The organism is Peribacillus sp. NPDC058002, from assembly GCF_042886655.1.
Classification (GTDB): Bacteria; Bacillota; Bacilli; order Bacillales; family DSM-1321; genus Peribacillus; species Peribacillus aracenensis.
Genome location: NZ_JBHVQU010000016.1, coordinates 15,149 through 29,156, shown reverse-complemented (window position 1 = coordinate 29,156; position 14,008 = coordinate 15,149). Strand labels below are relative to the sequence as shown.

Below are 14,008 nucleotides of genomic sequence, written 5' to 3'. Positions count from 1 at the left end.
GAAGCGGAAAGAAAAATGACGGCATCAAGGTTATTTAGTATTTCCCATTAACAGGCTGGCATAAGGGGAATCCGATGGCAGAACGATGACCGTTTGATCACCAATCGTTTTTTTGTAGGATTCAAGAGTTCGGTATAGTTTATAGAATTCGGGGTCTTTGGAAAACGACTTATTATAGATTTTCGCTGCTTCCCCTTCACCTTCAGCCCTGATCACTTCTGCATCAGCCTCTGCAGTGGAGAGCAATTCTTTCACTTTCCGATCAGTATCCGCAATGATACGGTTTTTCTTCGCATCACCTTTGGATAAGTATTCTTGCGCTTTCGATTCCCGCTCGGAAATCATCCTCTTGAAGACGGATGCTTCGTTTTCGGAGGGCAAGTCAGTCCGCTTTATCCGGACATCCGTCAAGCTGATTCCATAACTGTCCTTTTGCAGCAGATCGTTGACTTTTTCGGTTATGCGGTCGTTTAAACTTCCCCTTGATGACTTCTCATCATTGATGATCTCGTCATAATTCAGCTGGCCAAGCTCAGAACGAACTGCCGAATAGATGAACTCTTCCATTTTCGTTTCGGCATTCTCTAGTGTCCTTGCATTTGTAATCAATTTCTTCGGATCTTCTATTCTCCAAACTGCATAGTTATCGATCAGCATCCGCTTTTTATCTTTCGTATTGATTTCCGCTTCGGAAACATCAGAAGTCATCTGATACTTCGGCAAGGTCATGATACTCTGTATGAATGGCACCTTCGCCTTCAATCCCGGTGTCTTATCGATCCTTACCACCTCACCGAATTGGCGGACGACTTTGTATTCGCCCTCTTTGACGATATAGACATTGGTGAGGATGATTAGCAGCAACGCGATGAAAATAATCAGGAAAATGCCGATTCTCACATAGCCCCTCCAATGAAAATCCCCTTTTTTCAACTCAGAGAAATCTATTATTTTTCCGCTCATTGTTTAGTGCCCCCTTCCCCTGTCGCTTTTTCTTCCGATGCATTCGCTTTGTTCGTTTCTTCTTCAGGTATAGCGGCTTCATCGGAGGCAGGAGTTTTTTTCGTTTCCTCCTTTTCAAGCGAGCGAAGCGGCAAGTACTTCATGGTGTTTCCATCATCATTCATAATATAAATCTCTGCATTCGGCATTACTTCCTCAAGGGTTTCAATAATAAGGCGGTCCTTCGTAATCCCCTTATTGCCCTTATACTCACTAAGTAATTTTTCAAAGACCGCTACATCCCCGCGGGCAGCTTCGGTACGGGCAGCTTTATCCCCATTAGCCTGTGAAATGAGGGCATCTTTTTCCCCTTCCGCTTCATTCATACGTTTATTTTCATATTTATCCGCTTCGTTGATTTTCGTATTCGCCGTTTCCCGGGCATCCGTTACATTGGTAAATGCTTTCCGCACTTCTTCATTCGGTAACTCCACGTCCTGGAGTTTAACCGCAGATATGGAAATCCCGACATCATATTTCTCCATTAGCTGTGATAATAAATCGCGTACATCCGCTTCGATTTGCGCTTTACCGGATGTAAGGGCATCATCGATTTTCGTGCTGCCGATAATGCTCCGTAATGCAGCTGAAGTCGTATCGTATAATATTTTTTCTGGATCCTCTGCATTGTATAGATATTTTGGAGGGTCGGTGATTTTCCACTGGACCACCAGGTCGGCCAGCACAATATTTTCATCACCCGTAATCATTTTGGTCTCGCTCGGGTAATCTTTCACCTCTCCATCCTCTTCCTTATATCCAAATTTAAGACTGAATGTTTCTTTGGATAATTTCTCGACGGATTGAATGGGCCAAGGCAGTTTAAAGTGAAGTCCTGGTTCCGTTATCGTTTGCTCCACTTTACCAAACGTCATGATGACAGCTTGATCGGATTCATCAACCGTGTACCAGGTCGATATCGCAACTACACCTAAAATTAAAATAAGAAAGACAAGTCCTGTGATCGTATATATCCTTTTTAAGCTAACGATATGTATCACCCCTTCTTTGCAGTTATATCTTATTTACGCAAGGAAGGGCCTAAAGTTTCATAAAAATCAAATATATTTCCAGGAAAATAGGATAGAGGAATCGTTCCCGGGAAATATAGCCAAAAATAAAAGACAGAGACTATGTCTCTGTCAATGTTTAACTCCTTGGATGAGGGGTTATAACCATTGTACCCCTGCATTATGAAGTCCGTTTTAAGGAATTGTAAAGGACATGTAAATAAGAAACCCGCTACATTCCTTTTAAGCTTTTATTTAATGTGACTGTAAAAGTCGTCCCGGTTCCAGGTGTGCTTTCCACATTGATTTTACCTTTATGGACTTCTATTATATGCTTGACGATTGCCAGTCCAATGCCCGTTCCTCCTGAATCGCGGCTCCTCGCCTTATCGATCCGGTAAAATCGTTCAAAGATCCTTGGCAGTTCTTTTTCTTCGATGCCGATCCCGCTGTCTTGCACTGCTATATCGACCGTCTGCTCATTTTCAATGATATCAACGGTGACCCTGCCGCCATTTGGTGTATAGGTCAATGCGTTCGTAATCAAATTGATGAAAACCTGCTTGATCCTGTCAGATTCCCCTTCAACTAATACCGGCTCCGGTGATGTTTTAATTTCAAGGGATACATCTTTTTCTTTCAGCTTGCCTATAAGCATCTCTTGTATTTCACCAAGCACTTTCGTAATATCCACGACCCCTGCGTTTAAAACGAACTCCTGTTGCTCCATTTTGGATAAATTCAGAAGCTCCTGAATGAGTTCCTGCAGCCGATCACTTTCTTTCAGGATAATCGTTAAGAAGTGTTTTAAGGTCTTTTCGTCCTTTAAGGCGCCATCCAACAATGTTTCAGAAAAGCCTTTTATAGAAGTGATCGGGGTTCTCAATTCATGGGACACATTAGCCACGAAATCCTTCCGCATCTGCTCGAGCCTTTTCAATTCGGTGATATCATGGAAAATGAGGAGGATCCCCTTCCATTCATCGTGATTCCCGATAATGGGAGCCCCATAAATCTCAAAATGCTTACGTTCTATGGCAAGTGGTATTTTCACCTGTCGTTTAATCGTCTTTTCCGTTCGAAAGATTTCTTCGATGATGGCTATGACTTCCTGATTTTTAATGACCGAATAATATTCCTGAAACAAAAACGTAGCGGAGTTCACACGAAAACTTTTCTTGAATTCCCGGTTGATTAATGTAGTATACCCTTTACTGTCTATCAGCAAGACACCACTACCGATGTTTTCAACAAGTGTTTCCAAACGATCCTGATTCATTTCCCTCGCTATCTCTGTTTCCTGAAGATTCCTCGCCAATATGTTCAAGGAAGTTGTCAGCATTCCCGTTTCATCCGAATGCCGCCCGAATGTCCTGGTTCCATAATTCCCTTTTGCCAGTTCAATGGCCGCCATCGTCGCCTCCTCGATCGGACGCGTATAATATGAAGTGATTTTGCTCGCAAGCATGAGAATGATGATCAAGGCAACCCCTAAACAAATGATCAATATTTGCCACATTTGTTTATTCACTTGATTGATGGCCTCTATTTCATTGCTATGTACGACAAAGCCTTCAATCTTTCCATCCTTTTCAATCGTCTTCCAATAATAATGGAGGTCCGATTCGCCTTCGACCACTTCATACCCTTCCCCTTGCTTAAGCCCTTTTTCCAAAGTTATTTTACGAAGGACATTGGCATGGCCTTTAAATATTTCATTGGATGTTGTCGAATCGTATAATATTTCCCCATTCGTGGATAGAATGGTTAAATTCGAATCTAAAAGGGGTGTCAGTTCTGCCGTCTTCCCTTTTTCCAAAAAGGAGTCAATCCCGCCATGCTCCTGAATATATGTAGAAATGAAAAATGTTTCGTTCTTTATACGGTCATTGAACGTTTTAATATAATAGCTTTTGAACAAGTGTCCCAATAAAAAGCCCACGGCCATCAGGACGACCATCACCAGTGTGATGAGGGTAAATAAGAGCTTTTTACGATAGGTCGTCATTCTTTTTTAGGCTCCTCAAGCTTATACCCCAAGCCCCTTATCGTTTTAATATATAAAGGTTTTTTTGTATCTTTTTCTATTTTTTCTCGAAGATGGCTAATATGGACATCGACGATTCGTGAGTCTCCCGCGAAATCATAATTCCATACTGCACTCAGCAGTTGATCCCTGGTCAGCACTCTTCCTTTATTCTTCGCCAGATATAAAAGTAATTCAAATTCCTTTGGAGTCAATTCTAATTGCTGTTCATCAAAGAATGCTTCGTATCGTTCCGGAAACACTTTCAATTCCCCTAATTTCAAGAGGCCATCTTCCAGATCCTGACTTGAATCACCGCCGTTAGCTTGTAACTGGGATCTTCTTAAAATGGCTTTAATCCGGGCAACTACCTCCCTAGGACTGAATGGCTTGGTCAAATAATCATCCGCCCCTAGTTCAAGTCCCAGCACCTTGTCAAATTCATCGTCCTTAGCTGTCAGCATCAAGATCGGTATATTGATTTTTTGCTGGCGAAGCTGCTTACATACTTCAAGCCCGTCCATTTTAGGCAGCATCAAATCCAATACCACTAAATCGGGGCGTATATCCACGGCAGCCTCCAGCCCTTGTTCTCCATCCAAAGCTGTGATCACCGAATAGCCTGCTTGTTCTAAATTGTACTGAAGTAAGGTAACTATTGATTGTTCATCATCCACTACGAGAATTTTCTTTGACATTAGATCCTCCTGAATTATGTATTACCCAAAAGACCAATTTCTTGGTCTACTCATCCAATTCCATTATAAAGAATATTATATGAAATTTACACATAAAAAAAACGGTAAGTAAGTTATTCCTTGTCTTCAGCAGGGAGTTCATAAGTTCCCAGGACTTTTGAAGCGAAAAAAACTGTCCGGAATCGGAAAAAGACCATGGCCTTTTCTTCCTATCCGAACAGTCTGATCATGTTCACTTATTGAAGGACTTGCATTACTGCTTTAACTGATTCAACTGATTTTGAAAGTGACGCTTTTTCGTCTTCAGTCAATTCCAGTTCGATGATTTGTTCAATGCCCTTTGCACCCAGAACAGTCGGCACTCCAAGGTAGATACCTTCAAATCCATATTCACCTTCAAGATAAGCGATGGACGGAAGAACGCGACGTTGGTCTTTAAGGATCGCTTCAGCCATTTCCACTAAAGATGCTGCCGGTGCATAATAGGCGCTTCCGTTTCCAAGAAGGTTGACGATTTCTCCGCCGCCAGTGCGGGTACGAGCCACGATTGCTTCTAAACGATCTTGGGGGATCAATGTTTCCAAAGGAATCCCTCCTGCATAAGAGTAACGTACCAATGGAACCATATCATCTCCGTGTCCACCAAGTACGAAGCCAGTTACATCTTTAACCGATAAGTTTAATTCCTGAGCTACGAAAGTACGGAAACGAGCTGTATCAAGGACACCTGATTGTCCGATAACGCGTTCTTTAGGGAAACCTGATTCTTTGTAAACAGTGTAAGTCATTGCATCTACAGGGTTAGTCAAAACGATGATGGTTGTGTTAGGGGAATATTTAACGACTTCTTTTGTTACTGATATCATAACTTTTTGATTAGTTTGAACTAAGTCGTCACGGCTCATGCCGGGTTTACGGGCAATTCCGGCAGTGATGATCACTACGTCGGAATCCGCTGTTTCTGCATAGTCGGATGTACCGATGATGTTAGCATCGAAACCTAGGACAGGTCCTGCTTCCGCCATATCAAGGGCTTTACCTTTAGTAGGGTTTTCAGCTTGCGGGATATCAACTAAAACGATATCGCCAAGTTCTTTTTGAGCGGCTAGGAATGCTGCTGTAGCACCAGTGAATCCAGCACCTACAACTGTGATTTTTTTACGTTTAGACATGTTATTTCCTCCTTAAAATATTATGAATACTTTTGGAATACTTTTAACATCCTCATGAAATATAAGCTTCCTGGAAAAGAGCCCATTCAGGCACTTTTCCAGAAAGCATGTAATGAATTATTTAAGGTTTTTGATAAGCTCGTCTGCGAACTCAGAACATTTAACTTCCGTTGCACCTTCCATTAGGCGGGCAAAGTCGTATGTAACAACTTTAGAAGCGATTGTTTGTTCCACTGATTTAGTGATGCTGTCTGCAGCTTCGTTCCAGCCAAGGTGCTCAAGTAAAAGAACGCCTGAAAGAAGAACTGAAGATGGGTTAACTTTATCAAGACCAGCATATTTAGGAGCCGTTCCGTGAGTTGCTTCGAAGATGGCATGTCCAGTTTCGTAGTTGATGTTTGCTCCTGGAGCGATACCGATTCCGCCAACTTGTGCAGCTAATGCATCAGAAATGTAATCTCCGTTCAAGTTCATTGTTGCAACAACATCAAACTCTTTAGGACGAGTCAGGATTTGTTGTAAGAAGATATCAGCAATTGAATCTTTAACGATGATTTTGCCTTCAGCTTCAGCAGCAGATTGTGCTTTGTTAGCAGCTTCAGTGCCTTCAGCTTCTTTAATTTTGTCATATTGGTTCCATGTGAACACTTTATCGGCGAATTCTTGTTCTGCAACTTCATAACCCCAAGTTTTGAATGCACCTTCAGTGAATTTCATGATGTTACCTTTATGAACAAGCGTTAATGACTTACGGCCTTCTTTGATCGCATAGTTAAGTGCAGAGCGAACAAGACGTTTCGTACCTTCTTCGGAAATCGGTTTAATTCCGATACCTGAAGTTTCAGGGAAACGAATATTTTGAACACCGAATTCATTTTGCAGGAATTCGATTAATTTTTTAGCTTCGTCAGAACCTTTTGCATATTCGATACCAGCATAGATATCTTCAGTGTTTTCACGGAAGATGACCATGTCAGTGTCTTCTGGACGTTTAACTGGTGAAGGTACACCTTCAAAGTAACGTACTGGACGAAGACATACGAATAAGTCCAATACTTGACGCAATGCAACGTTCAATGAGCGGATACCGCCACCGATTGGAGTTGTAAGAGGTCCTTTAATAGCGATTAGATATTCGTTAATGACATCAAGAGTTTCTTGCGGAAGCCATTCGCCCGTTTGGTCAAATGCTTTTTGTCCAGCTAAAACTTCTTTCCATTCGATTTTCTTTTCGCCATTGTAAGCTTTTTCAACTGCTGCGTCTAAAACGCGGGATGCTGCAGCCCAGATATCAGGACCGATTCCGTCTCCCTCAATATAAGGAACGATTGGATTGTTTGGTACGTTAAGAGCACCGTTAGTAACTGTGATTTTTTGGCTTTGTGTCATGTCTCTTACCTCCGATTCAAATTCAAAGGTTAGATGGCCTGCCATTTAATGGGGCAGAACCACTAACCTTTTTTACTCACATCTATTAATTTACTACAAATTCGATGAAATAAAAAATGATTTTTCGAAAAAACTTTTAATTAGCGTTTTTCAATCGGTACGTATTTTTGCATACCTGGTCCAACATACTCTGCACGCGGACGGATAAGGCGGTTGTTTGAATATTGCTCAAGGATGTGAGCGATCCAGCCTGAAGCACGGCTTACAGCAAAGATTGGTGTAAATAGGTCATGCTCGATACCTAAACTGTGGTATACGGAAGCAGAATAGAAATCCACGTTCGGCGGAAGATTTTTTTGACCGGTTACGATTTCATGAATTTTGATGGACATATCATAATATTGCGGTTGTCCAGTAAGTTCAGTCAGTTTTCGTGACATTTCTTTAAGGTGCTTGGCACGGGGATCACCTTTACGGTATACACGATGGCCAAAGCCCATGATTTTTTCTTTATTGGCTAATTTTTCGTTGATATATGGCTCAACGTTTTCAACTGAACCAATTTCTGTAAGCATTTTCATGACTTGTTCGTTAGCTCCGCCGTGAAGAGGGCCTTTTAAAGCGCCGATGGCAGAAGTTACGCCAGAATAGATATCAGATAATGTAGCCACACAAACGCGTGCAGTGAATGTAGAAGCGTTTAATTCATGGTCAGCATGAAGAACCAATGCTTTGTTGAATGCTTCTTCTTCGATTGCCGTTGGTTCGTTACCGCTTAACATATATAAGAAGTTAGCAGCAAAGCTTAAATCCGTACGTGGAGCAACAGCTTCTTTCCCTTGACGGATGCGAGCGAAAGTTGTTACCAATGTAGGGATTTTTGCTTGGATGCGGATTGCTTTACGATAGTTAGCATCTTCACTCATTACATCTGCTTCTTCATCATAAAGACCCAGAAGAGATACTGCAGTGCGAAGAGCTCCCATTGGATGTACTTTATCGATTGGGTATGTTTTGAAGTGATTAACCACTTCAGCTGGAATTTCAGCATTTTCAGCAAGTTGTTGAGTTAATTCTTCTAATTGGCTTTTGTTCGGAAGAGCTCCGTGCCATAAAAGATAGATTACTTCCTCGAATGTTGCGTTAGAAGCTAAATCATCGATGTCATAACCTACATACGTTAATGTGTCATCGATGATGGAGCTTACTGATGAAGTTGTTGCTACCACACCTTCAAGACCTTTTGTTGCTGTCATACTAAATCTCTCCTTTTCCTAAATATTCCCCTATGCCCTTGCTATTAGCGTATAAATATAGCGCTTCCAAGAAATTAGCTATTGTAAACAACCATCTATTTTTTAGCAGAAGACATACATCTTGTATTGGAAGCGTTCACAGAATATGACCCCAACAATAGTAAAATGTACGATAATCCTTTAAACGAATTTCTAAAAATAATGCTTGTAGCTATTCCTAGTGAGCGCTTGCTCAATAACTACATCTTTTTTTAAGATTCCTCAAAAATATCAAAGATATTCTGAATCCCAATTTTAATAAATCAGAGCAGTTACAACATTATTATAAACAATAAACACTTTTTTGGGAATGAAAAGCACTTAAAATGTGAAAAAATTATTATTTTATTAGAAAAATTAGCTACATATTCTCTTGCTTTTTTTTATGCGATTCAAAACGTTTTTTTGAAAATTCGCCTCAAAGCAGAATAAACGAAACATTAAATAGAAAATTTCCATCTCCACGACTGACGGGTTTTTTCTCCCCTCTGCCACTCGCTTCATTTAAAAAAATTGAAGATCTGCATGCATAAATAAGCAATTCCCGCCCCGATTAATGGACCGACAGCCACACCTTTGAATAATGCGACTGCAAGAATCGTCCCAAAAACAAGAGCCGTGGTAATGTGCGGATCATGTGATAAAAGCGTAATCCCATTTTTCGCTATGAGCGCAACCGCTATTCCAGATGCAAGCGCAATCCAGGCATAAGGAGATTTTATTGCTTCTCCGAGTTCCTTGAAACCTATCGCCCCGTTTGCTATGGGTATGAGTACCGAAATCGTAATGATCGTAACGCCCAGGTTGATTCCTTTCGCTTCCAGGTATGGAAACACTTTAGCGTCAAGGCCGATCAGTTTCATGCTTAAAAGAAAACCCGCAGCCATGATCAGTGAGGTGTTTTTCCCAAACCAACCGATTGCAGCAAGCAGAATTAAAAATACGACAGGACCGTTGATCATTCTCCCTTCACCTTCTTCCTTCTGTTTTTGTTATTTTAACATAACAAACTCCCGTATTTCCTGGGAGAAAAATGATTTATGGAACGATGCATCTGCGGAAAAAATTTAAGCCGAAAGATGAAAGAATCTTTCCTTTCTTTTCCATCATCGTTACAATTATAATACAAACTTTATGATTGAAGGAGGATATGACTTGAATCCGGTATATATGTATCGTTTCATTCGCTCTTTACTGGTCATCGGCGGGATAATTTTAGGCGGAATTGCCTTGTTTTATTTATCTAAATATACATATCCATTCATCATTGCCATGATAATCGCTTTCTTGATGAATCCCCTGGTCACTTTTTTCGAAAGGAAAGGAAGGCTGCCACGGGGGTTGGCTGTATTCGTTTCCCTTTTACTCATTTTCCTTTTATTTGCGGGTCTCATCACATTACTTGTCACCGAGATCATTTCAGGGACCAATTACCTGGCCGGTGTCATCCCGAAACATATTGAAACCATCGTGGATTATATAGAAACATACATCGCGTCCACCGTCATCCCTTTTTATAATCAAATAGCAGCCATGTTCAATAATTTGGATACCGATCAGCAGGACACAGTCCTCAAGAATATCCAAAATATCGGTGAATCCATCACTACCGGAGTAAGCGGCTTCATTCAAGCTTTCTTGAAGAACATCCCCACAATCATCGGATGGTTTCCAACTACAGCAACGGCACTCCTTTTTACCCTGCTGGGCACTTTCTTCATCAGCAAAGATTGGGATACCTTTAACCGCATGACCGGAAAGGTATTGCCTGATAAGATTTTTGCAGGTGCCAAGCGTTTATTCAGGGACTTAAAACGGGCTTTGTTCGGATTTATCCGTGCACAATTCACACTTGTTTCATTGACGACTGTCACGATTTTAATCGGTTTTCTTATTTTGGGGGTGAATTATTCGATTACCATTGCCCTGATATGCGGACTGGTCGACATCATCCCCTATTTAGGTACAGGTACGGTTTTCATTCCTTGGATCATCTTTGAATTCATTGCCGGGAATACAAGTCTTGCAATCGGTTTGTCCGTTCTTTACATAATCGTCGTTGTCCAGCGTCAGTTAATAGAGCCAAAAGTACTTTCTTCCAGTATTGGTTTGGATCCGCTTGCCACTCTCATCGCCTTGTTCATCGGCTTCAAATTGATCGGTTTCCTGGGTCTGATCGCAGGACCTGTCGTACTTGTCATATTCAATACACTCCAGCGTGCCAATGTCTTCAAGGCCATATGGATCTTCATTATCGGCGATACGAAGAAAACGACTTAAGATACTCCAGACATCTATTAGCATTCACCATTTCCATTTAAAAATCCGCCTTGGGTACAAGGCGGATTTTTGGTTTTAAGCTAAATTATTTTGACGTCTCGAATTGTTCTGTTTCAGTAGAACCTGCAAGCGCTGTTGTGGATGATGTTCCACCAGAAACGACTTGTGCCACTTCATCAAAGTAACCAGTTCCCACTTCACGCTGATGGCGTGTTGCCGTATAGCCGTCTGGCTCACTAGCGAACTCCGCTTGTTGAAGTTCTGAGTATGCAGCCATGCCGCGGTCTTTATAACCAAGAGCAAGGTTGAACATGCTATGATTCAATGAGTGGAAGCCAGCAAGTGTAACGAATTGGAATTTATAACCCAATTTACCCAATTCCACCTGATAATTTGCAATCTCTTCATCACTTAATTTCGCTTTCCAGTTAAATGATGGGGAACAATTGTAGGCTAGCAGTTTGCCCGGGAACTCTGCATGGATCGCTTCGGCAAAGCGGCGAGCATCCGCTAGATTAGGTTCAGAAGTCTCACACCAGATAAGGTCGGCATACGGCGCATAAGCCAGGCCTCTTGCAATTGCTTGGTCAAGACCTGCATTCGTGCGATAGAATCCTTCTGGAGTCCTTTCGCCAGTGATGAATGGTGCATCGACCGGATCGATATCATCGGTGATCAAATCTGCAGCATCAGCATCGGTACGGGCAATCAAGATAGTCGGTGTACCCATTACGTCGGCTGCCAATCGGGCGGAAACTAAATTACGTACTGCAGTTTGGGTTGGAAGAAGCACTTTACCGCCTAGGTGACCGCATTTTTTCTCGGAAGAAAGCTGGTCTTCAAAATGAACGCCTGCCGCTCCAGCTTCGATCATGCCTTTCATTAATTCGAAGACGTTAAGGGAACCGCCAAAGCCCGCTTCAGCATCCGCCACGATTGGAGCGAACCAATCGATATCATCTTTTCCTTCAGTAAAGCTGATTTGGTCTGCACGCTGAAGCGTCTGATTAATGCGTTTAACTACTTGCGGCACGGAGTTGGCTGGATATAAACTTTGGTCAGGGTACATTTGCCCTGCGATGTTAGCATCTGCCGCCACTTGCCAACCGCTTAAGTAAATTGCTTTTAAACCTGCTTTCACCTGCTGCATGGCTTGGTTACCAGTCAGCGCCCCTAATGCATTGATGAAATCCTCCGTATTCAATAGATTCCATAGTTTTTCAGAACCTCGGCGTGCCAATGTTTGTTCAATATCGATGGAACCTCTTAGTTTAATAACTTCTTCGGCCGTATAAGGACGCTTAACACCAGTCCACCGTGAGTCATTTTCCCAGCTTTGTTGTAATTTTTGCGCTCTTTCATTCATCATCATTATTTCCTCCTAATTCATCATTTATATTTTGAATATTAAGATAATTTTTCGTATGCCGCATTCGTTAAGAAATCTGCAAAGTCATCCGCTTCAATCAATTGTTCAAATAGTTTAGTAGACTCTTCAAACTTTCCTGATTTGAAAGTTTCTTCCCCTACTTCCGATTTAATGACCGCCAATTCTTCTTCTTTGATTTGATGGAATAATTCCTCGGTTATTTTCCTGCCATCTTCGAGAATGCCTTTTGGATGACGGATCCATTGCCAAACTTGAGCCCTTGAAATTTCGGCGGTGGCAGCATCTTCCATTAAGTTATTGATGGGTGCCGCACCTCTGCCGCTTAACCAGGAGGCGATATATTGGATGCCTACGTTAATATTCGTCCTTAATCCTGCCTCTGTGATCGTTCCTTCCGGTACAGCCAGCAACTCTTGAGCTGTTACATGGACATCTTCCCGTTTTCGGTAAATTTGATTCGGTTTTGGGACGAGCAGGTCAAAAACCTCTTTTGCCGTGCTTACCATACCTGGATGGGCAACCCATGTTCCATCATGACCGTCTCTTGCTTCGCGTTCTTTATCCGCCTTTACTTTCGCAAAAGCCTCATCGTTCTTAACCGGGTCATTTTTCACAGGAATTTGCGCCGCCATCCCGCCGATTGCAGGAGCATTACGAGTGTGGCATGTTTTGATTGCCAGTAAGGAATACGCCCTCATGTTCGGGACGGTCATCGTGACCTGCTGCCGGTCTGGGAAGATGACATCATCCGAGTGACGGAATTTCTTCAGGAAACTAAAGATATAATCCCAGCGGCCACAGTTCAGGCCTGCCGAATGTTCTTTCAGCTCGTACAGAATTTCGTCCATTTCGAATGCAGCAAGAATCGTTTCTATCAAGACCGTTGCCTTGATGGTTCCTTGCGGAACTCTCAAATCGTTCTGCGCATATACGAATATGTCATTCCATAATCTTGCTTCTAGATGGCTTTCCATTTTTGGTAAGTAAAAGTATGGACCGCTTTGTTTTTCGACCAATGCTTTTGCGTTGTGGTAAAAGTACAGACCGAAATCAAAAATGCTGGCTGATATAGGCTGTCCATCCAATAGGACATGTTTTTCCTCCAAATGCCAGCCGCGTGGCCTTACCTTCAGGACAGCTGTTCTTTCATTTAATTCATACACTTTGCCATTTGGATTTTTAAATGAAATGGTTCCGCGAATTGCATCCCGCAGATTCAATTGGCCATCAATGCAATTCTCCCAAGTGGGTGAATTGGCATCTTCAAAGTCCGCCATGAATACATTGGCACCTGAGTTCATGGCATTGATGATCATTTTACGTTCAACAGGTCCAGTGATTTCAACCCTGCGGTCCTGCAAATCATTCGGGAGGGGCGCAATCGTCCAATCACTTTCGCGAATATGCTTCGTTTCTTCAAGGAAATCAGGAACCTTGCCTTGATTCAGTTCTTCCTGAACGCTTTTCCGCCGTTCTAGAAGTTCTTTCCTTCTTCCACTGAAATGCCGTTCAATTCTTTCAATGAATTGAAGAGCTTCCGTTGTAAGTATTTGTTCATATCCTGGCTTAATGTTGCCTGTAATTTGTAAGCCTTTTGCTTCCGTAATCATGTTGCCTCTCCACATCCTTTCCAAATCACCTATGTTATAATACAGTTGTTTTATTTCCTGTTTGTATTATATAACACGTTGTATAAATTTGTCACCAGTTTTTTCAAAAAAATCTAAAAAAAGATTTTTAAGCATG

11 protein-coding genes are annotated in these 14,008 nt (G+C 41.9%); 1 reads left to right on the top strand and 10 read right to left on the bottom strand.

Features of this window, described 5'->3' with window-relative positions; all coding sequences use genetic code 11:
* Window positions 1–30: 30 nt before the first annotated feature.
* From hflC to ACFVSH_RS05460, 8 genes are all read right to left on the bottom strand, one after another.
* Window positions 31–963 (bottom strand): protease modulator HflC, encoded by a 933-nt coding sequence (gene hflC, locus ACFVSH_RS05495; RefSeq protein WP_076364772.1) that lies wholly within the window; start codon window positions 961–963, stop codon window positions 31–33.
* A complete protein-coding gene (hflK, locus tag ACFVSH_RS05490) occupies window positions 960–1,994 on the bottom strand; it encodes an FtsH protease activity modulator HflK (protein ID WP_192207993.1) in 1,035 nt (344 codons plus the stop codon). The genes hflC and hflK overlap by 4 nt, the downstream gene beginning before the upstream one ends.
* A gap of 250 nt (window positions 1,995–2,244) precedes the next feature.
* Entirely contained in the window at window positions 2,245–4,020 is a 1,776-nt protein-coding gene (gene pnpS / locus ACFVSH_RS05485; RefSeq protein ID WP_387705200.1) for a two-component system histidine kinase PnpS, read from the bottom strand.
* Window positions 4,017–4,736, bottom strand: a complete 720-nt coding sequence (locus ACFVSH_RS05480) for a response regulator transcription factor (protein WP_260285394.1) — start codon at window positions 4,734–4,736, stop codon at window positions 4,017–4,019. The genes pnpS and ACFVSH_RS05480 overlap by 4 nt, the downstream gene beginning before the upstream one ends.
* 236 nt (window positions 4,737–4,972) lie before the next feature.
* Window positions 4,973–5,908, bottom strand: a complete 936-nt coding sequence (mdh, locus tag ACFVSH_RS05475; protein ID WP_260285395.1) for a malate dehydrogenase — start codon at window positions 5,906–5,908, stop codon at window positions 4,973–4,975.
* Window positions 5,909–6,025: 117 nt separating this feature from the next.
* Complete coding sequence (gene icd / locus ACFVSH_RS05470; protein WP_387602433.1) at window positions 6,026–7,342, bottom strand: NADP-dependent isocitrate dehydrogenase; 1,317 nt, start codon at window positions 7,340–7,342, stop codon at window positions 6,026–6,028.
* A gap of 95 nt (window positions 7,343–7,437) precedes the next feature.
* Window positions 7,438–8,553 carry a citrate synthase gene (citZ, locus tag ACFVSH_RS05465; protein ID WP_260285397.1) on the bottom strand — a complete coding sequence of 372 codons (1,116 nt, stop codon included), beginning with the start codon at window positions 8,551–8,553 and terminating at the stop codon, window positions 7,438–7,440.
* A gap of 539 nt (window positions 8,554–9,092) precedes the next feature.
* Complete coding sequence (locus tag ACFVSH_RS05460) at window positions 9,093–9,554, bottom strand: DUF441 domain-containing protein (protein ID WP_387705198.1); 462 nt, start codon at window positions 9,552–9,554, stop codon at window positions 9,093–9,095.
* A 193-nt stretch (window positions 9,555–9,747) separates the two neighbouring features.
* Here ACFVSH_RS05460 and ytvI point away from each other — a divergent pair, with 193 nt between their 5' ends.
* Entirely contained in the window at window positions 9,748–10,872 is a 1,125-nt protein-coding gene (gene ytvI, locus ACFVSH_RS05455) for a sporulation integral membrane protein YtvI (RefSeq protein WP_260285398.1), read from the top strand.
* A gap of 85 nt (window positions 10,873–10,957) precedes the next feature.
* On the opposite strand, the gene aceA is transcribed toward ytvI, so the two are convergent.
* Window positions 10,958–12,241, bottom strand: a complete 1,284-nt coding sequence (gene aceA, locus ACFVSH_RS05450; protein ID WP_387705196.1) for an isocitrate lyase — start codon at window positions 12,239–12,241, stop codon at window positions 10,958–10,960.
* A 38-nt stretch (window positions 12,242–12,279) separates the two neighbouring features.
* Complete coding sequence (gene aceB / locus ACFVSH_RS05445) at window positions 12,280–13,872, bottom strand: malate synthase A (protein ID WP_387705194.1); 1,593 nt, start codon at window positions 13,870–13,872, stop codon at window positions 12,280–12,282.
* Window positions 13,873–14,008: the final 136 nt, after the last annotated feature.